At 61.6% G+C, this 25,292-nt stretch carries 26 protein-coding genes; 12 read left to right on the top strand and 14 right to left on the bottom strand.

Going from position 1 to position 25,292, the window contains the following annotated elements; all coding sequences use genetic code 11:
• Positions 1–229 precede the first annotated feature (229 nt).
• Together RIF72_RS03540 and RIF72_RS03535 are read right to left on the bottom strand one after the other, a co-directional pair.
• Positions 230–1,489, bottom strand: coding sequence for an RNA polymerase sigma factor (locus RIF72_RS03540; RefSeq protein WP_309073482.1), 1,260 nt, complete (start codon positions 1,487–1,489; stop codon positions 230–232).
• A gap of 36 nt (positions 1,490–1,525) precedes the next feature.
• The gene (locus RIF72_RS03535) at positions 1,526–1,945 is read right to left on the bottom strand and encodes a YciI family protein (RefSeq protein ID WP_309073481.1); all 420 of its coding nucleotides are present in this window, start codon (positions 1,943–1,945) and stop codon (positions 1,526–1,528) included.
• 188 nt (positions 1,946–2,133) lie between these two features.
• On the opposite strand from RIF72_RS03535, the gene RIF72_RS03530 reads away from it, so the two are divergent.
• Positions 2,134–3,219: an acyl-CoA desaturase gene (locus RIF72_RS03530; protein WP_309073480.1), complete on the top strand. Its 1,086-nt coding sequence runs from the start codon at positions 2,134–2,136 to the stop codon at positions 3,217–3,219.
• A gap of 80 nt (positions 3,220–3,299) precedes the next feature.
• On the opposite strand, the gene RIF72_RS03525 is transcribed toward RIF72_RS03530, so the two are convergent.
• On the bottom strand, positions 3,300–3,869 hold the full coding sequence (locus RIF72_RS03525; RefSeq protein WP_309073479.1) for a Clp protease N-terminal domain-containing protein: 570 nt from the start codon (positions 3,867–3,869) through the stop codon (positions 3,300–3,302).
• A 153-nt stretch (positions 3,870–4,022) separates the two neighbouring features.
• A complete protein-coding gene (locus tag RIF72_RS03520) occupies positions 4,023–4,973 on the bottom strand; it encodes a 5'-3' exonuclease H3TH domain-containing protein (RefSeq protein WP_375164191.1) in 951 nt (316 codons plus the stop codon).
• Between the two features lie 167 nt (positions 4,974–5,140).
• Between RIF72_RS03520 and RIF72_RS03515 the strand changes: the two genes are divergently transcribed.
• Both RIF72_RS03515 and RIF72_RS03510 read left to right on the top strand, forming a co-directional pair.
• Positions 5,141–7,075: an FAD-binding monooxygenase gene (locus tag RIF72_RS03515; protein WP_309073477.1), complete on the top strand. Its 1,935-nt coding sequence runs from the start codon at positions 5,141–5,143 to the stop codon at positions 7,073–7,075.
• A gap of 198 nt (positions 7,076–7,273) precedes the next feature.
• Entirely contained in the window at positions 7,274–8,545 is a 1,272-nt protein-coding gene (locus RIF72_RS03510; RefSeq protein WP_309073489.1) for an MFS transporter, read from the top strand.
• 28 nt (positions 8,546–8,573) lie between these two features.
• Here RIF72_RS03510 and RIF72_RS03505 read toward each other — a convergent pair whose 3' ends face one another.
• Together RIF72_RS03505 and RIF72_RS03500 are read right to left on the bottom strand one after the other, a co-directional pair.
• Positions 8,574–9,530 (bottom strand): LysR family transcriptional regulator, encoded by a 957-nt coding sequence (locus RIF72_RS03505; RefSeq protein ID WP_309073476.1) that lies wholly within the window; start codon positions 9,528–9,530, stop codon positions 8,574–8,576.
• A 29-nt stretch (positions 9,531–9,559) separates the two neighbouring features.
• A complete protein-coding gene (locus RIF72_RS03500) occupies positions 9,560–10,774 on the bottom strand; it encodes an MFS transporter (RefSeq protein ID WP_309073475.1) in 1,215 nt (404 codons plus the stop codon).
• A gap of 274 nt (positions 10,775–11,048) precedes the next feature.
• On the opposite strand from RIF72_RS03500, the gene RIF72_RS03495 reads away from it, so the two are divergent.
• The 7 genes from RIF72_RS03495 (at position 11,049) to RIF72_RS03465 (ending at position 17,589) form a co-directional block, all read left to right on the top strand.
• Entirely contained in the window at positions 11,049–12,068 is a 1,020-nt protein-coding gene (locus RIF72_RS03495; protein WP_309073474.1) for a VOC family protein, read from the top strand.
• 5 nt (positions 12,069–12,073) lie between these two features.
• A complete protein-coding gene (locus RIF72_RS03490) occupies positions 12,074–13,015 on the top strand; it encodes a fumarylacetoacetate hydrolase family protein (RefSeq protein WP_309073473.1) in 942 nt (313 codons plus the stop codon).
• A gap of 44 nt (positions 13,016–13,059) precedes the next feature.
• Complete coding sequence (locus RIF72_RS03485) at positions 13,060–14,019, top strand: cyclase family protein (RefSeq protein ID WP_309073488.1); 960 nt, start codon at positions 13,060–13,062, stop codon at positions 14,017–14,019.
• 78 nt (positions 14,020–14,097) lie between these two features.
• Positions 14,098–15,222 (top strand): FAD-dependent monooxygenase, encoded by a 1,125-nt coding sequence (locus RIF72_RS03480; RefSeq protein WP_309073472.1) that lies wholly within the window; start codon positions 14,098–14,100, stop codon positions 15,220–15,222.
• Positions 15,219–16,295, top strand: a complete 1,077-nt coding sequence (locus tag RIF72_RS03475; protein WP_309073471.1) for an amidohydrolase family protein — start codon at positions 15,219–15,221, stop codon at positions 16,293–16,295. Before RIF72_RS03480 ends, RIF72_RS03475 begins: the two co-directional genes overlap by 4 nt.
• A 10-nt stretch (positions 16,296–16,305) precedes the next feature.
• Positions 16,306–17,301 (top strand): fumarylacetoacetate hydrolase family protein, encoded by a 996-nt coding sequence (locus RIF72_RS03470; protein WP_309073470.1) that lies wholly within the window; start codon positions 16,306–16,308, stop codon positions 17,299–17,301.
• 27 nt (positions 17,302–17,328) lie between these two features.
• A complete protein-coding gene (locus RIF72_RS03465) occupies positions 17,329–17,589 on the top strand; it encodes a hypothetical protein (RefSeq protein WP_309073469.1) in 261 nt (86 codons plus the stop codon).
• A gap of 1 nt (position 17,590) precedes the next feature.
• On the opposite strand, the gene RIF72_RS03460 is transcribed toward RIF72_RS03465, so the two are convergent.
• Entirely contained in the window at positions 17,591–17,944 is a 354-nt protein-coding gene (locus RIF72_RS03460; RefSeq protein WP_309073468.1) for a TraR/DksA C4-type zinc finger protein, read from the bottom strand.
• Between the two features lie 6 nt (positions 17,945–17,950).
• Complete coding sequence (locus RIF72_RS03455; protein ID WP_309073467.1) at positions 17,951–18,433, bottom strand: pyridoxamine 5'-phosphate oxidase family protein; 483 nt, start codon at positions 18,431–18,433, stop codon at positions 17,951–17,953.
• 233 nt (positions 18,434–18,666) lie between these two features.
• Here RIF72_RS03455 and RIF72_RS03450 point away from each other — a divergent pair, with 233 nt between their 5' ends.
• Complete coding sequence (locus RIF72_RS03450) at positions 18,667–19,107, top strand: hypothetical protein (RefSeq protein WP_309073466.1); 441 nt, start codon at positions 18,667–18,669, stop codon at positions 19,105–19,107.
• A gap of 19 nt (positions 19,108–19,126) precedes the next feature.
• On the opposite strand, the gene RIF72_RS03445 is transcribed toward RIF72_RS03450, so the two are convergent.
• The 5 genes from RIF72_RS03445 to RIF72_RS03425 form a co-directional block, all read right to left on the bottom strand.
• Positions 19,127–19,747 (bottom strand): dihydrofolate reductase family protein, encoded by a 621-nt coding sequence (locus RIF72_RS03445; protein ID WP_309073465.1) that lies wholly within the window; start codon positions 19,745–19,747, stop codon positions 19,127–19,129.
• 83 nt (positions 19,748–19,830) lie between these two features.
• Entirely contained in the window at positions 19,831–20,226 is a 396-nt protein-coding gene (locus RIF72_RS03440) for a hypothetical protein (protein WP_309073464.1), read from the bottom strand.
• A gap of 53 nt (positions 20,227–20,279) precedes the next feature.
• On the bottom strand, positions 20,280–22,418 hold the full coding sequence (locus RIF72_RS03435; RefSeq protein ID WP_309073463.1) for an iron ABC transporter permease: 2,139 nt from the start codon (positions 22,416–22,418) through the stop codon (positions 20,280–20,282).
• 10 nt (positions 22,419–22,428) lie between these two features.
• Positions 22,429–23,409: an iron-siderophore ABC transporter substrate-binding protein gene (locus RIF72_RS03430; RefSeq protein ID WP_309073462.1), complete on the bottom strand. Its 981-nt coding sequence runs from the start codon at positions 23,407–23,409 to the stop codon at positions 22,429–22,431.
• A gap of 44 nt (positions 23,410–23,453) precedes the next feature.
• Complete coding sequence (locus RIF72_RS03425) at positions 23,454–24,278, bottom strand: ABC transporter ATP-binding protein (protein WP_309073461.1); 825 nt, start codon at positions 24,276–24,278, stop codon at positions 23,454–23,456.
• Between the two features lie 104 nt (positions 24,279–24,382).
• On the opposite strand from RIF72_RS03425, the gene arfB reads away from it, so the two are divergent.
• Positions 24,383–24,802, top strand: a complete 420-nt coding sequence (gene arfB, locus RIF72_RS03420) for an alternative ribosome rescue aminoacyl-tRNA hydrolase ArfB (RefSeq protein ID WP_309073460.1) — start codon at positions 24,383–24,385, stop codon at positions 24,800–24,802.
• A 30-nt stretch (positions 24,803–24,832) separates the two neighbouring features.
• Here the strand turns inward: arfB and RIF72_RS03415 are convergent, their stop codons facing one another.
• The gene (locus tag RIF72_RS03415) at positions 24,833–25,249 is read right to left on the bottom strand and encodes a nuclear transport factor 2 family protein (RefSeq protein ID WP_309073459.1); all 417 of its coding nucleotides are present in this window, start codon (positions 25,247–25,249) and stop codon (positions 24,833–24,835) included.
• Positions 25,250–25,292: the final 43 nt, after the last annotated feature.

Below are 25,292 nucleotides of genomic sequence, written 5' to 3'. Positions count from 1 at the left end.
ACCACCTCATCCACAAAGAACAATGGCGCATCAACATCACAACCGGCACCCCATGGTTCATCCCCCCACCCCACCTCGACCCCCAACAAACACCCCGACGCAACCACCACCACACACCCCAAAGAACGTAAAGCTGCTGCGGCCATAGCGGTGTTGCGGAGCAAGCATAGGCTGCATCACATCCACGTGCGGTCAGGCCCAAGAGCCTCGTCCCTCTTGGCGTGCTCTGTCAGCTCGGTTTGTCTGCCAGTTCTGCGATCTTCCGCTCCAACGCAAACCGCTCGGCGGCGTTCGAGCACAGCTCGAGTGCTTCCAACAGGGCTACCTTGGCTTCCGAGGGTCGGCCAAGCCGGCTGAGCAGCTCACCTCGCACTGTCGGCACAACGTGGGACCCTTTCAGAGCACCCCTGTCCGCAATCGCATCCACCAACTGCAGCCCGGAGGCCGGGCCCGAAGCCATGGCGACCGCAACTGCATGATTCAGTTCAACCACAGGCGATGGAACCAGCCGGCCCAGTGCCTCGTACAGAATCACGATTCGTTGCCAATCCGTCTCCTCCGCAGTCCGGGCCACCGCGTGGCATTCTGCAATGGAGGCCTGCAATCCATACGCGCCAAGACCGCGGCCGGACACCACGGCCGTCTTGAGTGCCGCCCGGCCCCTGCGTATCGCAGACTGGTCCCACCGCCGTCGATCCTGGTCTTCGAGAAGGACCGGCTGACCGGCCGCGTCGAGCCTGGCAGGAAAACGTGCGGACGTCAGTTCCATCAGGGCCAGGAGGCCAAAAACCTCGGGTTCGGGTGCCGCCCGAACCAAAACCCGGGCAAGACGACGTGCTTCACCGGCCAGTTCCGTCTTCATCCATGAGTTACCACCGGAAGGGAAGGCACCTTCCGAAAAAATCAGGTAGATCACCTGCAGCACTGAACCCAGTCGCTCGGTAATTTCAGGAGCTTCCGGCACCGCAAACGGCACGTGCGCCGCTGCCAGCGTTTTTTTGGCCCGCGTAATGCGGGCCTGGATGGTCGGAACGGGGACCAGGAACGACTTGGCAATCTCTTCCGTGCCCATGCCGCCCACAACACGAAGCGTCAGCGCAATCCGCGCTTCCTTTGACAGCACGGGATGGCAGGCGACAAACATCAAGGAGAGAACGTCGTCATCGATTGCATCGGGGTTGAACAAGGCGTCCAAGCCCGGCTCCTCTTCCGACAGATCGTGGGCCAGCAAGGCGTACTTTTCGTCGCGAACAGCACGGCGCCGGAACGAATCGATCGCCCGACGCCGGCCGGCAGTCAGGAGCCAACCCGCCGGTTCTGCGGGGATGCCCCTGACGGACCAGGACACGAGAGCTTCTGCCAGCGCCTCTTGGGCAAGGTCTTCTGCCAAAGTGAAGTCGCCGGTGTAGCGGGCAAGGGCGCCGACGATGCGGGCGGATTCGCTCCGCCACACCGCTTCGACGGCGGCCCTTGCCTTATTGCTGCTCACGCCGCTCGCTGTTGGCCTGGTGTCCGGCGGCGAATCTCAGAGCTGCCCGGTCTGCTCGCGCCATGCGCGTTCCTTTTGGATCCATTCATTGTCCTGGGGAAACTCGTCAATACTGGTGACGCGACGGATTTCGGTCTTGGTACCTGCAGTCATGGGTGCGCGCTTGGCCCACTCAATTGCTTCCTGCTTTGAGGCGACGTCCAGGATGTAATAGCCTCCGAAGAGTTCCTTTGTTTCGCCGTAGGGGCCGTCAGTGACCACCGGGGTTTCACCGGTGAAGTCCACCACCACTCCGTCCTTGGCGTCGTCCAGGCCTTCAGCAGCCAGGAGGACTCCGGCGCGAATCAGCTCGTCATTGAATTTGCCCATTGCCTTGAGGATCTCGTTGAAATCGATGTTCTCGAACTTGGCGTAGGAATCGTCGTCTGCCCGCATGATCAACATGTATTTCGCCATTTGACTCAATCTCCTGTGTTGTGGAAAGCCGCCCTTCGACCTTCTCATCCATAGGTCGAACAGCGCGAGCAGAAATCGACAACTGCTTGGAAACAAATTCCTGGTTCCTTGATGGCGCCACCGGCGTACTCTGAAAGGACGGTGGGAAACGATTCTGTTGAGTCCGCCGGTAAGTGGTTCGAGGCATCATGGCACCGGAACGATCGTCCGATGGAATTCAGCCGGATCGGGGTGCGGCCCGGGCGGTCCTTTCGTACTCCGCACTCCTGAAGTCTGTACGTCATGCGGGATTGCTGAAGCGCCGCAGAGGGTTTTACATCACGGTCTTTGTGATCCTGATGGTGGCTTGGACGGGAACTTGGAGCGGGTTCATTTTGCTGCGGGACACCTGGTTCCAGCTTCTTATTGCGGCGGGAATGGGCGTGGTCCTTACCCAGTTCGCGTTCCTGGCCCATGAAGCCGCGCATCGGCAGGTGTTCAAGTCCAAGGGCATGAATGAGTGGTCCGCGCGCCTCGTTGGTACGGGCCTGGTGGGTATCAGCTATTCGATGTGGGCGCAGAAACACACCCGTCATCACAACTTTCCCAACGTCATCGACAAGGACCCGGATATCCATACCGGCGCAATCGCGTTTCACCCCGGGGCAGCAAGCACCCGCCGGGGCGTCATGGTGCATGTAACGCGCAAACAGGGCTGGTTATTGTTTCCCTTGTTGTTCTTCCTCGGTGTCAGCCTGCACATTGATTCCTTGAAGTACCTGCTGCATCAACGAAAAGTTGATCATCGTTGGGTGGAGATCCCGGTCATCATGCTGCGGCTGCTGCTGGTGCCCATCCTGGTCTTCTCGTTGCTGCCGTTAGGTATGGCATTCGCTTTCCTCGGGGTGCAGTTAGGCGTTTTCGGTTTCTATATGGGTGCGTCTTTTGCCCCCAACCACAAAGGCATGCCCGTATTACCCAGCTCAACCAGGACAGACTTCCTCAACCGCCAGGTACTCACTGCCCGGAACATCTCCGGCGGCCGGTTCATGGACACGCTGATGGGCGGGCTGAACCGGCAAATTGAACACCATCTCTTCCCTGACATGCCTCGCCCCCACCTGCACCGCGCCTCCGGCATCGTGAAGGAGTGCTGTGGCGAACTGGGCATTTCCTATACAGAAACCAGTTTGATGGCGTCGTACACGGCGGTGGTGGAGTACTTGGATGACGTCGGACTCTTCGCAGGCGAGCCTTTCGAGTGTCCGGTCATGGACCAATTCCGACCGCGATAAGGGCATCCCGAGGCGTCGCGATAAGGATCCCCCGGACGTATCCGGGGGATCCTTATGCGGAAGGCTTTCGCGCAGTGATCTTAGCGCCCGGCTCCTCCGATGACCCCGGCTTCAACAGCCTTGGTCACGGCGTCAGCTTCGGCTTGTGTGAGCTTGCCGTCCGTGACGGCCTTGTCCAGCTTGGTCTTCAGGGCGGCGGAACGTTCCGCTTGGCCCGCGGCTCGGATTTCTTCCAGTGCAGGGGTGACCTTGGCTTCGTCTACACCCAATGCTTCAGCGAGTGATTTCGCCAGGGCGGCATCCTGAGCTGTACGGTCGGGCTTTGTTCGTTCAGTTCCTTCAGCGGGTGGCATGGTGGGTTTGTTTGCTTCACGGAATGCCTTCAAGGCTTCGGTGACTTTGGCTTCGTCCACACCAAGCTTTGTTGCCAGCTCAGCCGCTATTTGGCCCCGATCACGTCCGTGCCCGCCGAGCTTTCCCCCACGATCTGACGGGGTGGTTGCATCCCCGGACGACGTGGAGCCAGGGGACGACGTAGCGGTCGGTGATGGTGTGGTGGCCGCCGTCGCGATACTGGTTGCACCAAGTCCTGCGCCTAGTGCCAGCGCTCCGGCAGCCATCCCCAGGGTGATTCTCTTGATTTTCGACATATGCCTCTCCTCAATGTGCCGTTGGTACGGCCTGTGTCTGAGGGACGGTCAGTGGTTCCGTCCTCTTAACACGATGAGAGACCCACCACAGCCCTGGCTGTTTCGAAACTGTCATTGGGCTGTGAAAGTGAACCGGATTCTGTGAGTGTGTCCTCAGCGGACCCGGTCCAGCGCGTCCAGCAGCCTCTTGACGGATCCACCCAAATTCCAGTCATTGGCTAGTTGCTCAAGTTCGGTGCGAGCGTTACCGGTGACCGGACGCAGCTCGGCGCGTAGTTCGTCCAGCGTGGGCACCTTCAAGTCGCGCACAACATTCACGACGGCGGGCGCCACCTTGAGATAGTCAGCTGCCGCGGACAGTTTGGCCCGGACGGAAGCCGACAACCCGCCGTCGGCAGCTTCAGCCGCCTCAAGAAGTCCTTCCAATGATCCGTGCGTGCCAAGCAACGATGCTGCCGTCTTTTCGCCGATGCCGGCGACTCCGGGCAGCCCGTCGGAGGCATCGCCCCGGAGTGTCGCGTAGTCGGCATATTGCTGCGGCAGGACACGGTACTTGCCTACCACTACGATTTCGCTGAGAACTTCAAGGTTCTTCATGCCGCGGGCCGTGTAAATTACGCGGATTCCACGGTCGTCATCCACGAGCTGGAAGAGGTCGCGGTCGCCGGTAACCACGTCCGTCGGGAAGGTCGCTTGGCTTGCATAGGTCCCTATGACGTCATCAGCTTCATGCTCGTCAACTCCCACCACAGCGATCCCCGCAAGGTCCAGTACTCGGCGGATCATGGGAATCTGCGCCTCAAGGGGGTCCGGGACAACCTCTACATCCGGACCATTCAGAACGGTCTCCGCGACCCTGTGCGACTTATAGCTGGGAATCAGGTCAACACGCCATTGCGGGCGCCAATCGTTGTCCCAGCAGGCGACCAAGTGCGTGGCCTCGTAGTCGGTAGTGAGGCGGGCGATCATGTCCATCAGTCCCCGCACCGCGTTCACAGGCGTGCCGTCGGATCGACGAATGGAGTCGGGCACACCGTAGAAGGCGCGGAAATACAAGGAGGCAGTGTCCAAGAGCATCAGTCGCGGCATACCTGATCCTGACATGCCCATGGTTCAATCCGCCGGAAGCTACACAAGGTTCCGTCATAAGACTCTTCAAGGACTTGAACACGGGTGTGAGCCGCATTACGATTATATGAGCGATAATAGAACACGTTGTTCTATTATCGAACACCGCAATGAGAAAGCCCACGAAGAAGTGAGGAAAGCCTGTGCAGTTCCATCATCACGGTTATGTATCCGGTGACCCCCGGGTTGAGCCGGCAGCCGGCGTCGGTATCAACCGCCCGGCCGAGCTTCCTGACGAGGTTGACGTTCTTATTGTGGGTACTGGCCCTGCCGGGATGTTGACTGCGGCGCAGCTTTCGCAGTTCCCGGATGTCACGACGCGCATCATTGAGCGCCGCCCCGGACGGTTGGCTATCGGCCAAGCCGACGGCATCCAGGCCCGCAGTGTCGAGACGTTCCAGGCATTCGGTTTTGCAGAGCGCATCACTGCCGAGGCGTACCGGATCACCGAGATGGCGTTTTGGAAGCCGGACCCGGCCGATCATTCGCGCATCGTCCGGGCGGCCCGGGCAGTGGATGATCCCGCTGGGATCAGCGAGTTCCCGCACCTGATCGTCAACCAGGCCCGGGTCCTGGACTACTTCGCGGAATTCATGGCCAACTCCCCCACCCGCATGACACCGGACTACGGCTACGAGTTCCACAGCCTCAACGTCACCGGCGAGGGCGACTACCCGGTGGAGGTGACCCTTGGCCACACCTCCGGGCCCAACGAAGGCCAGGAACGCATCATTCGCGCCAAGTATGTGGTGGGCGCAGACGGAGCGCGCAGCAAGGTCCGCGAGTCCATCGGCTGTCACCTCGCCGGTGACCAAGCCAACCACGCCTGGGGCGTCATGGACGTCCTTGCCGTCACCGACTTCCCTGACATCCGCACCAAGTGCGCCATCCAGTCCGGCGCCGGCGGCAGCATCCTGCTGATCCCCCGCGAAGGCGGCCACCTGTTCCGCATGTACGTGGACCTGGGCGAAGTCAACCCCAACGACAAAGGCGCCGTACGCAAAACCACCATCGAGCAGATCATCGGCAAAGCCAACGACATCCTTCACCCCTACACCCTGGACGTGCGCAACGTGGCCTGGCACAGCGTCTACGAAGTGGGCCACCGGCTCACGGACAGGTTCGACGACGTTCTGCCGGAGGAACGCGGCACCCGCACCCCACGGGTGTTCATCACCGGCGACGCCTGCCACACCCACAGCGCCAAAGCCGGGCAGGGCATGAACGTCTCCATGCAGGACGGGTTCAACATCGGCTGGAAACTCGGCCACGTCCTCGAAGGCCGCAGCCCCGAGTCCCTGCTGGACACCTACTCCGCCGAACGCCAAGTGGTAGCCAAGAACCTCATCGATTTCGACAAACAGTGGTCCACCCTCATGGCCAAGAAACCCGAAGAGTTCGAAGACCCCGCGGAACTGGAGACCTTCTACACCAGCACCGCCGAGTTCCCCGCAGGCTTCATGACCCAATACACCCAGTCCCTGGTCGTCGCCGAGGCACAACACCAGGAATTGGCCACCGGCTTCGCCGTGGGCAAACGCTTCAAATCCGCACCCGTGCTCCGGGTCTGCGACACCAACCCCATGCACCTGGGCCACCACGCCAAAGCAGACGGCCGCTGGCGCATCTACCTCTTCGCCGACACCGCACCGGCAGGTGCCCCGGGCCCTGTCGCCGACTTCGCCGAGTGGATCGCGAACTCGCCCGACTCGCCGCTGGCCGCGACGCCGTCGAACCTTGACCGCGACGCCTGGTTCGACGTGAAAGTGATCTACCAACAAGACCACACCAACATCGATATCAACGCCGTCCCCGCAGCGTTCAAACCCACCGTAGGGCCCTTCAAACTCACCTACCTCGAAAAAGTCTTCGGCACAGACCCCAACAACGACATCTTCGAACAACGCGGCCTCAGCCGCAACGGCGTAGTAGTAATAGTCCGCCCGGACCAATACGTCGCCAACGTCCTGCCACTAACCGCAACAACCGAACTCACAGACTTCTTTGCGCCGCTGCTTTCAGTGGGGCGTACTGAAGCTACTGGGGAGACGACGGGCTTGGTGAGCAACCAAGCCTAATCACGGATGTGATCATGGTTCTTGACCTGCCGAGGCGTACAAGAGGCGTATGGCATAAGGCACGCCATGGTCACCGCGGGAGCGCACTGGCTACCTCACAAGACCTATGTCTGCATTCCCGGAACTCTGGCGGAGGACGGGCAACGGGACGAGAATTAGCGGGTGGTCCCTCCTCGTACCGGCGAGGGCGGCGACACCATGAATGACGCCGCCCGCAAGATCCAACGCGTTTATCTGACATTAACGTTGGGCAATACCGTTGCGGCGTCCTTCATCTGGGGAATCAACACCCTGTTCCTGCTGGATGCCGGTTTGAGTAACCTCGAGGCGTTTGCCGCCAACGCCTTCTTCACCGTAGGCATGGTGCTGTTTGAGGTCCCTACTGGAGTAATCGCTGACGGGTGGGGCCGGCGGGCGTCTTTCCTGCTGGGAACGGTGACGCTGGCCGTGTCCACTTATCTGTACTACGTGATGTGGCAGATCTCCGCGCCGTTCTGGATGTGGGCTGTGGTCTCAGTCCTTCTGGGCCTCGGCTTTACTTTCTTCTCCGGCGCTGTTGAAGCATGGCTCGTGGATGCCCTGCGCTTCTCCGGCTACGAAGGCGGGCTGGAACCGGTGCTTGGCCGAGGTCAGATGGTCCAGGGTGTAGCGATGCTGGTGGGCTCAGTAGCTGGCGGGGTGATTGCCCAGGCGACCAATCTTGGCGTGCCCTTCCTCCTTCGGGTGCTGGTGCTGCTCGCGATGTTTGCCGTGGCCTTTGGACTCATGCACGACGTCGGCTTCACGCCTGAGCGTTCGACGCACCCCCTCCGCGCGACCCGGGCCGTGCTGTCCGCGTCGATCGAGAACGGCTTGAAAAACGCGCCCGTGAGGTACGTAATGCTGGCGGCCCCGTTTAGCGCCGGCGTCGGGATCTACGTATTTTACGCCCTGCAGCCGTACCTCCTTGACCTGTTCGGCGATCCCACGGCCTATTCCATCGCGGGCTTGGCCGCCGCTATTGTCGCGGGATCGCAGATCCTCGGGGGCTGGCTAGCCCCGCACGTCCGGCGGCTTTTCCACAAGCGCACCTCCGTGCTCATCCTTGGAGCTGCGGTGGGCGGCATTATCCTGCTCGTCCTCGGATTCACGCGAATCTTCTGGGTGGCGTTGCTATTGCTCGCACTCTGGGCGGTGGTCGGTTCTGCCGCCACGCCCGTCCGACAGGCTTATGTCAACGACATGATCCCGTCAAAACAGCGAGCCACGGTCCTGAGCTTCGATTCGCTGATGGGTTCCAGCGGCGGTGTGGTGATTCAGCCCGTCCTGGGCCGGGGAGCTGATCTCTACGGCTATCCGGCGTCACTGGCTGTGGCCGGTGTGATCGAGCTCATCGCGTTGCCGTTCCTGCTGGCCAGCCGGAAGCAGGGCGCAGCAGCCGACCGGGCCAGCACAACTGAAACCTCCCCGGACACGGAAACTTTGCCGTGAGTATGGTGTTCGGGGTCATGGACCACCACTAGCTGCTTTGACCTGCCGACACAATGACAGGATGCGCCGTCACGGGAAAAATCTCATGGAGCTGTGAACAGGCGCGCTGGACTACGGAACGGAGCCAGACGTTTGCGGGATCCTCGGCCTGTGAGGGATGCCAGTACATGGCCTCCACCAACGCAGCTTCGAGCTCTTCGGTGAACTCCAGAACTACAATGTTCGCCCCGCGCTGCGCCCTTGAGGCCAGCATGCGCGGAACCAGCGCCACAAGGTCCGTGCCCTCCACCAGCAGCGGCAGCGACAGGAAGCCGGCCACCACGGCCGCTACGCGTCGTCGAACGCCGCGGGATTCAAAAAGCTTGTCGGCCGGTGTGCTGATGCCCTCGCCGAAGTATCCAACAGCGTGCGGCACCGCAACGAGGTCCTCCAATGTCACCAGGGGCAGCTGGAGAAGCGGATTTCCTGCATCGGCCACAGCCACGAAGCTGTCCCGGAACAGCTGTTTGCTCTCACCCTGCATCCTGTAGCCGGTGGGCCCCACCAACAGGTCCATCCTGGAATATTCGGCCATGCTTCCTTGGAGCCCGGACGTGGGGACAAAATCCACCACCACCTGTGGCGCCTCCCGCTGAAGGATCCCGCGCAAAGGACCCACGATGAGTGCCGCCGCGTAATCAGATGCGGCGATCACAAACTCCCGCTCGCTTGTAGTGGCATCGAACCCGGACCGGACGCGCGTGGCCCGCTGGATGTGGAGCATGGCTTCATCAACCAACGGGACCAAAGATTGCGCGAAGGGAGTGAGCTCATAGGTGCGCCCGTTGCGGACCAGAAGTTCGTCGTCGAAATGCCTCCTGAGCCTTGCCATCGCAGCACTCGTGGCCGGCTGGCTAAGCTGCAGCCGCTCGGCCGCCCGGGAAACATTCCGCAGCTCCAACAGAACCTGGAGTTGTGGGAGCAGGTTCAGGTCCAGGTTCTTCATGCCCCTAGGTTATCCAGCGGTGGAGGACATTAGTGCGTTGCGCTCACAAGCCGCGGACCTCGAACCAGGACGGCCAGCAGCGCGAGGGCGCAAGCTGCGCCCAATGCCCCGAGTGCGAGGGCCAGGCTTCCCAGAGCAGCAGCGGTTGCGCCGAGGACGATAGGCGTCAGGAATTGCCCGATGAACAAGGTTCCTGTCCAGATGCCGGTGCCACGGCCACGCTGGGAGAAATTCAGGCCGTTAATGGCCCACGTCAGGAGTGTCGGCAACAGCACACCGGTTCCGGCGCTGGCCACAACGGCACCCAGTATTGCCAAAGGAACGCTGCCAGCTGCCGACACCACGCAAAGCCCGACGGCGGCAAGACCGAAGGCGCCCACCAGCAGTTTTCGGGTACCCAGCTTGGCAAGGAAACGGAAGGAGATGGCACCCGCTGCAGTGGCCAAGGAAGCGACCGCAGCCGCTCCACCGATGAGCCCGGTGTCCGTAACGCCCAGCCCGGTGATGACATATGGCAGATGGACGATCAAAGCGTAAAACACAATGCCACCGAACAGTGTCACAGCGGCTGGCGCACCGATTTGTCGCCATGGCACCGGCTGTTTCGCTGTCGTAGTGAAGTGGGCTGGGCTCTTTGCCGGCTCCCACAGTTTGAAAATCATGGGGACCACCAACACGGCGCTGACAGCGTACAGCCAGAAGGGAGTCCTCCAGCTGATGCTGCCCAAGACGCCACCCAGTGCGAAGAAGGCAGTGGCTGCCAGCGCGCTGACCATAGTCTGGAGACCCAGGTACTTGTTCCGCTGCTGGCCTGCGTAGTAGTCAGTGATCAGGGTGGTGCAACACGTCATGATGGCAGCCTCGGCGATACCTACGCCGACTCGCGAAAACGCTATGGCACCGAGGGAGTCCAGCCACAGAGGCGCCGTTCCGAAGACGGCGTACGCCAGCATCGCACCGATGAGAAGTTGCTTGCGTCCCACACGATCCGCCACGTACCCGGCCAGCGGCGAGAACAACGCCACAAACAGGGCCGGCACGGTAAGGACCAAGGGAACCAGGATGGCGACTCCGGCGGTATCGGCGAAGACCTGGTTCAGGGTGGGGAGTACGGGTGCCAGCAGAACTGCACCCAGTACGGGCATGCAGCTGCCAGCGACCAGTAGCGCAGCCTGTGTCTTTCCGGCCGCTCGGCCGGCAAGTGGCGGGCGGGTTTCAGTTGCAATTGGATCCATGGTGCTCATTGAGTGTTCCTTCGCCTTTGAAGTTGATCCCCGGAGTGGCAGAAACACCGCGAGGAACTGCATTCACTGTGGCAAGGGGGCTGGAGGCGGAGAAGAGCGGTTTTGGTATAACAAGTATTCGTCTGATCGATATCCGCTGCCAACGCAACTATTTGTTCAACGGATAGTTGCTATCAAATAGTTGCCCTTCTCCGAATAGGTGATGTGGCTCATGGTTGTTACAGGACCTGCAGATAACTGTCCGAGCAACCAAAGCACTTAGAAGGAATTCATCGTGGAAACTCCCCTCTCCCATCTCGCCCACCTCGAAATCACCACGCCGGACATCGAAGCCTCGGCACGGTTTTACGAGGAGAAGTTCGGCATGCGCATTATCGACCGCGTAGATGGCAACGTGTACCTGCGATGCTGGGGCGATTACTACCGTTACAGCCTGGTAATTACCGAAGGCCCGGAGGCGTCGTTGGGTCGGATGGCATGGCGCACCAACTCGCAGGCCGCACTTGAAGCCGCAGCTGCCCGTGTTGAAGCAACCGGGGTGCAGGGCACCTGGACTGCTGGCGGGCACGGTTTCGGCAAAGCCTACGAGTTCACGGGTCCTTACGGACACCACATGCGCCTCTTCTTTGACGTAGAGAAGTTCGTTGCAGAACCCGGCTTCGAATCCACCTACCCGGACCGTCCCGAGCGCCGCAGCAGCCACGCAGCCGCCCCGCGCTTCCTGGACCACGTAACGGTCGCTTCCTCTGACGTCCGGGGATTCGCCAAGTGGTACAACGAAGCCCTTGGCTTCCGCGTCATGGCCTTCGTTGACCTGGACGAGGCACCCATCACGGTGTTCTCAGTGCTGACCACCAACGAAAAGTCCCACGATCTCGGCGTCGTTCTTGATACCTCCAAGCGCGCCGGTCGCGTCAACCACATCGCCTTCTGGGTGGACGCCACCGAGGACCTGCTCCGCACCGCCGATGTGATGATGGAAAACGGCACCCTCATGGAATACGGGCCTTCTATCCACGGTGTAGGCGAGCAGAATTTCCTCTACTTCCGAGACCCCTCCGGCCTGCGGGTAGAGCTGAACTCCGGTGGCTACCGCAACTACGTCCCGGACTGGGACGCCAACACCTGGAAGCCGTCAGAGGGCTCCAACAACTTCTACAAGAACGGCGCGATGCCACACTCCATGACAGAATCCTTCCCGCCGGCCGAAGGTTTCACCGCAACGGAGGAAGGCGCTTCCGCAGAAATGAAAGAAGCCCTCCTGAACCCCTACGCAAAGCAGGGGCGGGGCTAAAGTCCATGGCTAACACAACGTACTCCCTGATCCGCTTCCAGGAGCCCGACGACAGTAAAGCCAGAGCGGGACTTCTGCTAGGCGAACGTGTCCTGCCACTGGATGGCGACATTAACTCACTGATCCAGCACTGGGAAACCACCGAAAGCGAACTTGACGAGCTAGCCGCATCAGCCCATGAGCAGGCAGGCCTCCCACTCGCCGGCGTCGAGGTCCTTGCCCCGGTGGAACCTGCCCAGGTGCTGCAAACCGGAGCCAACTACCGCAAGCACGTGATTGACCTGGCCGTGGCCCACCGGGAATCCGGCCAGGACGCTGAGGAGGTGCGCGCCAAGACCGCTGCCATGATGGACAAGCGCGCTGGCCAAGGGATGCCGTACTTCTTCATCGGGCTTCCGACGGCGATTGCTTCAGCCACGGACGACCTCGTCCTGCCGGGTTATAGCAAGTCCCACGACTGGGAACTGGAACTCGCAGCGGTGATCGGCAAGGAAGCCTTCCGGGTAACCCCGGAGGAAGCCCTCGAGTACGTCTTCGGCTACACGATGGTCAACGACATCACCACACGCGAATTTGTGTTCCGCAAGGACATGCCTGCCATCGGTTCGGACTGGTACCGCGCCAAGAACGCCCCGGGCTTCCTGCCCACCGGTCCCTTGCTGGTACCAGCCAAGTTCTTCGGTGACCCGCAGGATGTCCAAGTCACTCTGAAGCTCAACGGCAAGGCCATGCAGGATGAGTCCACGCAGGACATGATCTTCGGTGTGGCCAAACTTGTCAGCGAAGCGTCGCAGATCATGCCGCTCCGGCCGGGCGATCTGGTGCTGACCGGCAGCCCTGCCGGGAACGGGCAACATTGGGGCAGGCTCCTCCAGGACGGCGACGTCATGGAAGGCACCATCACTGGACTGGGTACCCAGCTCGTCCATTGCAAGGACGAACAGTGACTACCGACGCAGTTGAGGCGCACATAGTTCAGCGAGCGGATCCGATGGCCAGCATCGCCGCAGCCGCGGAGCAGTACAACAACTGGGGTCGCTGGGGCGAAGACGACGTCCTCGGTACCCTCAATTTCATAGACAATGGCAAGCGTGTGGAGGCGGCCTCACTGGTGAAGGCGGGCGAGGCGTTCTCCTTGTCCCAACCGTTCGACACCAATGGACCCCAGAAGGGCTGGCGTCGTCGCACCAATCCTGTCCACACCACGACTGACACCGGCGTGGATGCTGAGCGCGGCAACCAAGGTTTTCCCCATGGGTTCGGCGGGGCTGATGACGTGATCGCCATGCCGCTGCAATGTTCCACGCAATGGGACGGCTTGGGCCATATCTTTGATCGTGGCAAAGCTTGGAATGGCCGGGCGGCAGGCGATGTCGTGACATCAGAGGGCGACCTCGTGACGGGGATTGAAACCGCAGCCGCCAAAATTGTCACCCGTGGCGTCTTGCTGGACGTTGGCCGGGCACTAGGCCCGGAGCTGGGACGCACTGACGGCGAATTACCAGACGGCTTTGCCATCACTCCGAAACACCTGGAGCGCACCATCGCACGTCAGGGTAACACCTCCGCGGTTCGCCGGGGCGACATCGTGGTGATCCGGACCGGACAGTACACGCGGGTCCGCCGCGAAGGCTGGGGCGACTACGCAGGCGGGTCGGCACCGGGTCTGTCCTTTACAACGGCATCGTGGCTGCACGCATCGGAAATTGCCGGGGTGGCAACGGACACCTGGGGTTTCGAGGTCCGGCCCAACGAGTTTGAGGGTGCTTTCCAACCACTCCACCAAATCGCCATCCCCAACCTCGGCTTGTTCCTGGGTGAAATGTGGGATCCGGATGCTTTGGCCGTGGCGTGTGCAGCGGACGGCAGGTACGAGTTCATGCTTACCGCTGCCCCACTCCCCATCACGGGCGCTGTCGGTTCACCGGTCAATCCCATCGCCGTCCGCTAGCAGGCCTGCAAGAACACAGCAGGCCTGTTGAAACGCAGCACAATAGGCAGTAACGCCGTCACCACAAAGGAGTCAAAGATGGCAGCAGTACAGAGGGTCGGAATTGTCGGAGCGGGAGCTGCGGGGCTGGCCGCCGCCATCCTTCTGGCCGAAGCCGGCGTCGAGGTTGAAGTTCTGGAGAAGGCTGCCGAACCGCAAACCCTGGGCTCCGGCATTACCTTGCAAGGAAACGCCTTGCGCGTCCTGCGCGCACTCGGTGTCTGGGAACAGGTGGAAGCAAAAGGCTACGGGTTCAGCACCCTCGGCCTGCGGGCGCCCAACCCCGCCGGGACCGTCCTGGCCGTCCTCGAGGACATCAAAACCGGTGGTGACGATCTCCCGGCCACGTTGGGAATGTACCGCCCCGACTTGACTGCAATCCTTCGTGAACGGGCCGTAGACGCCGGTGCCAGGATCAGCTACGGCAAGACGGTCACAGATGTAGCGGACGACGGCGGCAGCGTCACCCTCCGCACTACCGACGGCGGCAGCTCACGCTATGACCTGCTCATCGGCGCCGACGGACTCCACTCGGCCGTCCGCAAGGCGATCGGCATCACCGAGGAGCCGAAGCCTACCGGCATGGGCATCTGGCGGGCCTTCGTTGAGCGGCCGGAAGACGTCGTCAGGACGGATCTCACCTACGGTGGGCCGTGTTTCATCGCCGGATACTGCCCCACCGGAGCTGACACCATCTACGCCTACCTCGTGGAGAAAGCCCAGGAGCGCAAGCACGAGGACGGACCCAAGGTGATGACGGAACTCGCCGCCGCGTACGGCGGCCCCTGGAACGAGATCCGATCCAACCTGGATCACGGCGCACGCATCAATTACACCTGGTTCACCTCGCACCTCGTGGAAGGCCCCTGGAACCGTGGGCGCATCGTCATCATCGGCGATGCAGCACACAGTTGCCCGCCTACTGTTGCCCAAGGTGCTGCCATGGCGTTGGAAGATGCTGCGGTACTCGCGGAACTGTTGATTGCCGCAGACCACGTCACCGAGACTCTCTGGAAGGAGTTCGCCGACCGTCGGATGGAGAGGGCAACCGCCGTGGTGAGAGCGTCGGTCCAGTTGGGCCAGTGGATGCTGGACGGCGTCCGGGACGCAGACGTCCCCGGCCTCATGAACTCGCTCTCCACCATGCTTAAGGAACCCGCATGACCCACATCGATACCGCCCAACAACCCATTGTGGATGTCCACGCGCATATCCTCATTCCGGCCCTCCAGCAGTTGGTGGCGGAGGACGACCCTCAAGGATTCGGTGAGCTGCAGGCCCTGGAAGTGAGGCGAAACGGTCCCGAGTCCATGGCCAACTCCGGCCTGATGATTAAGGAGCGCTGGCCACAGCTCACTAACCTCGAACGTCGCTTGGCCGACATGGACGCCCAAGGTGTGGACGTGCAGCTGGTTTCGCCCTCGCCGTCGCACTTCTATTATTTTGCGGGTGAAGAACTTGCGCTGAACCTCGCCCAACAGTCCAACGAGGCAGTGCGCGATGTTGTGCAGCAGGCGCCCGAACGGTTGAACGGATTGGGGTTGGTTCCGTTGCAGCATCCGCAGCTCATGGTCGAAGCCTTGGAACATGCCGTTCTTGGCTGTGGCCTGATGGGTGTCGAAATCGGCTCCTTTGCAGCCACTCCCGGAGACCCGGAACGTAGCACTGTGGAACTCTCCGATCCACGACTGGAGCCCTTCTGGAGCCGAGCCTCAGAACTTGGCGCCATTGTGTTCCTGCACCCGTTCGGCTGCTCATTGGACGAGCGACTGGATCGCTTTTACCTGGCCAACACCGTCTCCCAGCCTGCAGAGAACGCCGTAGCGCTGTCCCACCTGATATTCAGCGGAGTGCTGGACAGACACCCCGGTCTCAAGATCCTCGCCGCGCATGGGGGCGGGTACCTGCCTACCACCATTGGCCGTTCGGACCACGCCTGGAAGGTTCGTCCTGAGGGGCAGCGGTGCGCCGAACCGCCGTCGTCCTATCTTCAGCGGATTCTCTTCGATTCGCTGGTCCATAATCCTCGCGAACTGCGCGCTCTCGTCGAAGTCGCGGGCCCCGGACAGGTGATGCTCGGCTCGGACTATCCGTTCGACATGGGCACCGACAATCCCGTTGATGAAGTCCACGCAGCCGGACTCCCCGAAGCCGACGCCTCCTGCATTCTTGCCGGCAACGCCGTCCGGCTCGGTATCACCTCCGCTGCAGCCCTCACTGCCCGCTCCTCCACGTAAGGAAGAAGACATGGTCAAGATCGCCCGCTGGAATCACGACGGCGGTACTCATGACGGGTTCGTGGCTGACGGCAGTTGCTTCGCGTTGACCGAGGGACAAACCGTGAACCACCTGTTAGCTGCAGGCTTGGCCAGAACGCTGGAGATCGCTGCGGAAACTGTTCGAGCGGCACCCTCCGTTCCGCTGGCCGAGGTGCAGCTGCTGGCCCCGCTGGTACCGGCCACCATCCGCGACTTCGTTGCCTTCGAAGAACATGTGGAAGGCGTACGGAAGAGCATCGACGGCGTGGCCGGCGTTGTGGCCGAATGGTACGAGGCACCCACGTTCTACTTCACCAATCCGCATACTGTGACCGGTACCGAGGAACTGATCGGAATTCCCGCGGGTTGCAGCGAGCTGGACTTCGAGACCGAAGTAGCAGCCGTCGTCGGGCATGTACGGGGAAGTGACGGCAGGAATTTGTCTGCGGCCGACGCGCACCAGCATATCTTCGGCTACACAGTCCTCAATGACTGGTCGGCGCGCGACCTGCAAAGGCGTGAGATGAGGGTCAGCCTTGGTCCATGTAAAGGCAAAGACTTCGCCAACACCTTGGGCCCTTGGATCGTGACTGCTGATGAGTTCGAACACCTGCACGACGCCGAAGGCTTCCTGCCGATCTCCATGGACGTTGAGGTCAATGGCGAACACATTGGCCAGGATCTGCTGTCCAACATGGGCTGGCCGTTCGCCGAACTCGTAGCGTATGCATCGCAGGACTCAGTGGTGCGACCGGGCGACGTTTTGGGCTCCGGGACCTGCGGCCGAGGATGCCTTGCTGAGCTATGGGGACGGAACGGCGCCAAGACTCCCCCGCCGTTGAAGACCGGCGACGTGGTCCGGATGTCCGTGGAGGGAATCGGAAGCATTGAGAACACCGTGGGTGAGCGGCGGGCGGCCATCACCAGGATTCCTGCGCTGAGCCGGCCGCGTCACCGGGTTGGGGCCACTGCTGAGAGACTGTAGGTATCAATCGTCGAAAGGGCGGACTCTTTGATTTCCCTGCAGCAGGACGCACAAGGCTTCATCCGAATGAAGAGGCACTTCCCGGAAAGCGTGTCGGTGAGCGTGGATTTCGCCGACGGCACCACGGAAGTCTTCACCGGTCGACGGCTCAATGAGATCTATGACGAAGCACTGGCAGCCTACCGCGCCGGAAACCACCTGGACGCCAAAGGGTTCAACCGGGGCCCTAGGAAGAAGGTCCAGCAGGGCATTGAATTCGTGCCGGTCTCGCCGGGAATGTCCAGCTGACTCAGCTTCTTCCTGAGGCGTGACTGACGCAGAACGGCGTCCACGGCCTGGCCTCGAGCCTGCCCTCGGGTATGACCACGCCGCACACGGCGCACAGCCCGTAGGTTCCTGCCGCTATCCTCGCCAGTGCGTCGTCGATCTGCTCCAGGCCAACCTGGCTTTGGCCCATGAGGGCGGACGCTTGGGAGAGCTCGAAGGCTATGGTGCTGCCCTCGGGATCGTGTTCGTCGTCCACATTGGAATCTTGCCGGGCGAGGCTCACCGAGCTGATGTCGCTTCGCAGCGCCAGGAGCAGTTCGATTTTGCGACTCCGTTCCTCCTCCAAAAGGACCCGAAACCGCTCGGCGTCAACCATGGTGGGTCATAGTTCCACTGTGCCGCTTTCGCCTACGCTGAAGCGGGAGTGGGTGACCTTGGACTTGACCCATTGAAGTACCGTTGCGGCCGTTCCGCCCGGGCTTGTCCAGTACTCTGCCGAGTCCGAATCCACGTGAATCAGGCAAACTTCCGGGGTGTCCGGTCCGTCGGGGAACCATGCCTCTACACCTGGGTTCCACATCTGGTGGATCTTCTGCCGATCGGTGACCACGTGCGCAGTCCCGGCTACGGACACCCACTCGGTGTTCTTGCCGAAGGAAACATTGACTCGCGGATCCTGCCGAACGTGGGCAACCTGGGATGTTCCCAGTCCCGTAAAGAACCACATATCGCCGTCGTCCTTTACTTCCTGGACAGCAAGCGGCCGGCTGACCAGGACACCTTCTTCGTTGACAGTGGTCAGCATTCCGATCTTGGAATCGTTGATGATGTCCGTGACTTTGCTGATGGGTTGCTCTTCAGTCATGCGGGCCTCACTTCTCTTCGCGCCCCGGGGGCTTTCCCCACAACCACCCTATTAGTAAGGCTACTGATTTGCTAGGCGGCCAAGGAATGTTGCTGCCAGGCCAAAAATCAAAGCACAGGCTTTTCCGGGAATCATGCTGCGGTTTTATCCGTTCTGTTTGATAGTGACATGCCGAAGGCGGTCAGGCTTGCCCAGTCGGGCGAGGCAAAATCACGGGAAGTTTGGGGACTACCATGACGTTGAATGAAACTATCGCCCACCTTCGGGCCGCGCACCTCATGGTCCGCGATGCCCATGAATGGGATGGCCTTTCTTCCGCCCTCTCGGAGGCCTACAACAGCAACGACGACGACCTGATTGAGCAACTGCAGCAGCCCTTTGTCCAGTCCTGGCGAACCGTCACGCACTACGTCCTGCGGGACACTTTCGATGCTGTAGGCATCTCCGTGAGCGACTCAAACCACCCCTGGGGAATCGCCACCTTGACCGCCAACGGCATCAGCCGCGAACCTGTTCTCTGCCACGTGGACCTGGCCGACCCGCAGGGCTCGGGAGTTGCCGCTGCCGACAGACCAAAATTTCTTACTTTCGCCGAGGCCATGACCTATTACGCTGATTGCCTCGCTCCCCTGTTCGAAGACGTTAGTGAAAGTCAGAAACTGAACGTCACGTAGGGCAACGCCGCTAATGACTTCACCCCTGCCTGGCTGGTGGCGGGCCGTCGATAACAGTGGGTATGTACTCCAGTAGCTGGGAACGCCCATCGAATGTCTTGCTATTCACCAACTCCAGGGCAACATCCGGGTAGCCGTCGTAGATCCGCTCGCTACCGGTCCTCCCGGTGATCACAGGAAAGATCACCAGACGATACCTGTCCACCAGACCGGCTGTCAGAAGGGAACGGCAAAGGCTCAAGCTGCCCAGAGTGCTCAATGTGCCGGTTCGGGTCCGTTTTAGTTCCCGGACGGCCTCCACAGCGTCGCCCGAAATGAGTTCCGAGTTGGGCCAAGCCAAAGGCTCCTTCAGAGTGGACGAAAAGATGATCTTCGGCATGGCAGCCAACCCGCTCAGGCTGGCGCCCTCTTCCTTTGAGAACCCCGAACTGTCTTCAGAGGCTTCCTCCGACATACTGGACATCACCCGATATGTGTTCGCGCCCATCAGGGTGGTGAAGTCCTTCTTTCCTTCCTCATCCAGCCAGGCCAGGTATTCCGGACCTTCCAATCCCCACCAACCAGGCCAACCTTCGGCAGAAGCGTAGCCGTCCAGGGAAATGATCAGGTCCACCATCAGGGTTGCGGTCGTCTCACTCATAGCAGTCTCCTAGGTTTACGGTGCGCGTTGACCGTGCGCGGAAATGCTAGCCCCGGAGCAATTGGGCGTACAAGGGGTCCGCATTAGAGAAGGAGAAGGACGAAACCGCCGATGGTGCTCAGGATTCCTACGCCAGTGAGGATCCAGCCGAGGATCAGAACGGTGTTGTCGTGGCGCGGGGGCTGCAGCGAGCATCGGGAAGGGTGGCAGAGGTCGTAGTGGACAAGCACGGCGCCTGGATCAACGCTCCCGTCGCGGGCAGGGATGTCAAGCAGGACCTTTTGTTCCTCGTTCGCCCGATCTACCCATTGCACTCCCAGAAATCCGCCCGCGGCGAACTGTTCTCCGTCGGCGGTAGCCCAAACGCATCGACGCTTGGCAATGACCCACGCCCACAAAAGCAGGGGCACACCCGGAACGAACCCCACCCACGTCATCATTTCCAGGATGGGGCCAAGGACATCCAGGGAACCGGCCATGAGTCGATCCTATGTGCAGAAGCGGCTGGCCGGCGGACGGGATAGCGGACAGCTTAGACCGTGCGGTCCACCCGTGAACGCCAGAGCAGATACACAAAGTAGGGGGCGCCCACTAACGCCGTCATGATTCCGGCAGGAATCTGGGCCGGCGCTATGAGTGTGCGGCCAATGACATCGGCCAGCACCACCGTGCAGGCCCCTATCAGCGCTGCCACGGGCAAGACCCTTGAGTGCCGTGCGCCCACCAGGGTGCGGGCGGCATGGGGGGCCACTAGTCCCACGAAAGCTATCACGCCCACCGAAGAGACAGCACCAGCGGTCAAAAGCACAGCCACCGAAAGCAGGAGCACCCGGGATCCGGATAGCCCAATGCCCAGCACGCGTGGAGAGTCGTCATCCACTGCAATCAGATCGAGGTCCCGCCTCATGCCGATCAGCACAGGCAGCGCCAGCACCAGGGCCAGCAGCGGTGGCAGGACGGAAGTAAAATTGCGGCCATAGGTAGATCCTGACAGCCAGGTAAGTGCCTTGGTCTGGTTGAACGGGTCTGTCGTCACCAGGAGGACGGTGATGACGGCCGCCAGCGCAGCGGAGATGGCGATGCCGATCAACACCAGCTTGTTCTGTTGAAGGCCGCCGCGGAAGGCCAATCCGAAGACCAGCAGGGCAGAAAGTGCCGCTCCCCCAAGCGCGGAGCCGGTGACCACCCACGAGCCCACCGTCGGGACAGTGGTGATGACGATGATTGCTGCGAGGCCGCCACCGCCGGAGACGCCCAGAATGCCAGGCTCGGCCAGGGAATTCCGGGACACCGCTTGAATGAGCGCACCGGCGAGAGCCAGGGCAGCCCCGGCAAGAACCGCCGCCAGTACACGCGGCATACGGGTACCCAGGATAGCGCTGACACGGTTTCCCGACTGTCCGGTGACCCAGTTGATGAGATCCCCGAGCAGGAGCTTCGCATCTCCGAGTAGCGACCCCGCCACCAACAAGCCAGTAAGCAGAATGAGCAGCCCGATCAAAACGGTGAGGAAAAACCGGCGGGAACGCAGCCTCGCCAGGGCATCACCTGCAACACTCAGCCCGGCGTCAGACATCCGCATGGCCAGGATCACCATGAAGACAGCACCGAAGACCGTCGTGACTGCACCGGTGGGGACCTCAACGCCGGCTTGGGCACCGAACAGGCCACGGACCAGGACGTCCGCTCCGATGATCACCACAGCACCGGCCAGGCCCGAGATGGGCAGCAATGCCCTATGCCGGCCCAGGCCGCGAAGACGGGATGCCAGAAGACGGACGATTGCAGGGGCGCAGAGTCCCACAAACCCGATCGGGCCGGCGATCGTCACCGCCGCAGCCGACAGGACCACGGCAAGTACGACGGCGCCCACCCGTGCCAGGCGTGGATCCGCACCAGCCAGCCTGGAGGCGTCGTCACCCAACCCCAGCAGATCCATCCGACGAGCGAGGAGGAAGAGTGCGGCGATAGCGACAAGGACGATGGGCGTGAACTGGATCAGCTCGTCGGTGCGGGACTGGGCAAGACTTCCCTGGCCCCACGCATACAGTCCGGTTGTTTCCTGGCTAAACAAAAGAAGGAACGCGCTGGTGGCCGAATGCAGGCCCAATGCCAATGCTGTGCCGGCGAGTACCAAGCGAATCGGGCCGCCGTTGCCATTGGCACCTCCGCCTGACAGCGCCAGAACAAGCACCGCCGCGGCGAGGCCGCCGATGAAGGCGATGCCACCGGACAGGAGTGCCGGAAGCGTCAGGCCGAATGCGGCCACTGCCACGATCGCGAAATGCGCACCGGCGTTCACAGCCAGTGTGTCAGGGGAAGCAAGGACGTTGCGGGTGGCCGACTGCAAAGCTGCGCCAGCAACCCCCAACGCCACGCCGACCAACAAGCCGGCAAAAAGGCGCGGTACCCTCGAGGCAACCAACACTGCGGTTTCCTGGTCCGTTCCGCCTCCGGTGAGCAGCCCCAACAACTGGAAGGGGCCGACGTCGGCCGTTCCTTGCGTGAGGTGGATCGTGGAAAACAGGGCCAGGATAACAACCCCGGCGCCAGCCACCAGGACCAGCCCGGAGGGACGACCGTCATTTCGTCCAGTCGGCGCGGCAGGTACGGGAGCACCCGCCACGGCCGTGGGAACGGTCATGGCGGGCCTCTTCACAGTGTCGGTCATGCGGGTGAGGCTACTTGGTGAGGGACGCGACGATGGCGTCGACGTACTGGGTCATCGAGGCCGGGCCACCGAACATCCAGATGCCGTCTGAGAGGCGGTGCACCTTGCCGGCTGACACGAACGGAAGCGACTTCCAGACTGCGTTGTCGGTCAACTGCTCGGTGAAATCGCCATCTGCGCTGTTGGTGATGTAGACGAAGTGGTCGGCGTTGACGGCGGTGAGGCCTTCGACGTCGGTGGAGCCCAGGCCGTAGGCAGGGTCGCCCTCAACCGTCCACGGGTTCACGAGACCCAGCTCGCTATTGATATCGGCCAGCAGGGATCCCTTGGTGAACGGGCGGATGGAAACCTTGCCGTCAGTAACCCAGCCGTCTGCGAACGCTACCCGGGAACCGCCCAGGCCGGCCTTCTCAAGATCGGCCTTGCCCTTGGCAACGGCGGCGTCGAACGCTGCGATGGCCTCATCGGCTTTCTTCTCGGTGCCGGTTGCCTTGGCGACGAGCTTCAGGTTGTCCTCGGCCTGCGCGATCTGGCGGCTGCCATCGGCGGACTTCACCACAACAACGGGAGCCAACTCTTCGAGCTGCTTTATCACTGGCTCGGTGAGGTCGGTGGTGGCAACGATCAAGTCAGGATCGAGGGAGGCGATGGTGTCAAAGCTGGGTTCGTTGCGCGTTCCGATGTCCGTGGGAGTGCTGTCCAGTTTGCCGGCGGTAACCCAGGTGTTGTAGCCCTTGACGTCCGCGACACCTACCGGCATGACGCCGAGGGTAGTCAGGTTCTCCACTACGTTCCATTCGGTGCCGACCACGCGCTTGGCGGGGCTATCGAGCTTAACCTCGGTACCGCGGGCGTCTGTCACAGAGATGGCTTCTCCCGCGCCGGCACTGTTCGATGCGGAGCTCGCGGGGCCTTCAGTGGTGCCGCAGCCGCTGAGCAGAACTGCCAAGGCGGCCGTGGCGGCCAGGGCTTTGTGGATCTTCATGGACACAGGGGTCCCTTTCGTGTTGGGGGGCTTACGTTAGTGAGGGGTGTTCAGCTGTCGCTGTGTCGGCCTACAGCGCGGGTGCGCAGCCTGCCGGTCAGCGGGTCAGTGTGGGTAACGATGGGAATTGAGTAGACGTCACTGAGAAGCGCTGCATCAAGTGCCTCGTGCGCCGGTCCGGCGGCCGCGATTCGGCCTTCGGACAAAACCACCACGTGATCGGCAAGTGCTGCTGCCTCGTCGAGATCGTGCAGAACCACGCCAATCGCCACACCGTGAATGCGGGCGAGGTCGTACACCAGATCGAAGATCTCCACCTTGTAGCGGAGGTCCAAGTGGTTGGTTGGCTCATCGAGCAGCAGCACTGACGTGTCCTGCGCCAGGCAGCTTGCCAGCCACACCCGCTGCAGTTGCCCGCCCGAGAGTTCATGGACGCCCCGGTTGGCAAGTTCCGCCACACCGGTCAGCTCCATGGCGCGTTCGACGGCGGCCGGACCCTCAGGATCGGCAGCGCGCCACCGTCCGCGATAGGGATGGCGCCCGAACTCGACGACGTCACGGACACTGAGGCCGTGCGGCACGGGGCGGCTCTGCGAAAGCAAGGTCACATGCCGGGCGAAATCACTGCGCTTCATCATCAACGCATCTGACGCTTCGCCGTCCGCAGGTTTGACCGTCACCGTTCCGGAAGACGCCTCGTGCAATCGGGCCAGCGCGCGAAGCAGAGTGGATTTGCCACTGCCGTTCGGGCCCACCAGGGCGACTATGCGCCCCGGCTCCAACCGGAGCCCTGCTCCATGGACCACATCCTTGTCCCCATAACGGAGGACCAGGTCCGTGGCCTCGAGCCCGGAGAGTTCAGTCAGTTCAATCACAAAACGAAAGATTAGCTTAGGCTTACCTAATATAAAAAAGCGGGTCGGAAAATGTCGTAGCGAACGTGCCCACGTAGGCCTCCATGACGTGCAAGGCTTGACTCATGGACCTGGAAATCTCCCCTTCGCTGACGATCCCCGCCGCGGAACTCAATTGGCGATTCTCCCGCTCCTCCGGACCGGGCGGTCAACACGTTAACACCACGGACAGCCGGGCGGAGTTGATGTGGAACCTTACCGACTCTGTCACCCTGACTGAGGAGCAGCGGCAGTTGCTGCTCAAACGCCTGGGGCGAAAACTCGTCGGCGGTACCCTCACTGTGACCGCATCGGAAGAACGATCCCAGCTGCGTAATCGCGAGATCGCCATGGCCAAGCTCGCTGAGCTGATAAGACAGGGCCTCGTCCCCGAAACCGTCCGCCGCGCTTCCAAGCCGACCCGCGGCTCCGCCAGGCGCCACCGCGTAGCGAAAGAACTCAGGTCGGCCACAAAACAACAACGACGGCGACCTGCCGCCGAGTAGCCCGGACATTCTTTCCGGGGGTGAACGCGACTAAGTCCTACTGATTTCAACCCATTGGGAACGCCACTCCGGGGCAGGGAAGGCCTCACTCCAGTACGCGGTTTCTTTGGCGATCCTGCCGTCGCGGAACTCAAAGATGAAGACGGTTTCATAGACCGGACCGCCATAGTCCAGCGACGCCTCAGCTACCACAAGGTTCCCACCGCTCAGCAGGCGCCTTGGCGTGATGGTGGGCAACTGCGGAAAGGCGTTGTATATACCCCTGCGGTTCTCCGCACCGAGTACCATTTCCCCGGATTGAGGCCAGTGCATCACGGCGTCGTCGTGGAACAGCTCGTCCATGACCTCGATGTGGCGATCGTTGATGCAACCGATCAGCCGCTTGACTATGTCTTTGTTGGCGTCCTGTTCGTTGCCACCTTGTTCACTGACTCTTTGTTCAGCCATGTACCGCATTGTCCTCTCGGGAGCCAGATTTCACCATGGCTTA

The organism is Paenarthrobacter sp. (assembly GCF_031180005.1).
Lineage (GTDB): Bacteria > Actinomycetota > Actinomycetes > Actinomycetales > Micrococcaceae > Arthrobacter.
Note: the sequence above shows the minus strand (reverse complement) of the source record. Positions and strands in the feature narration are given on the sequence as shown.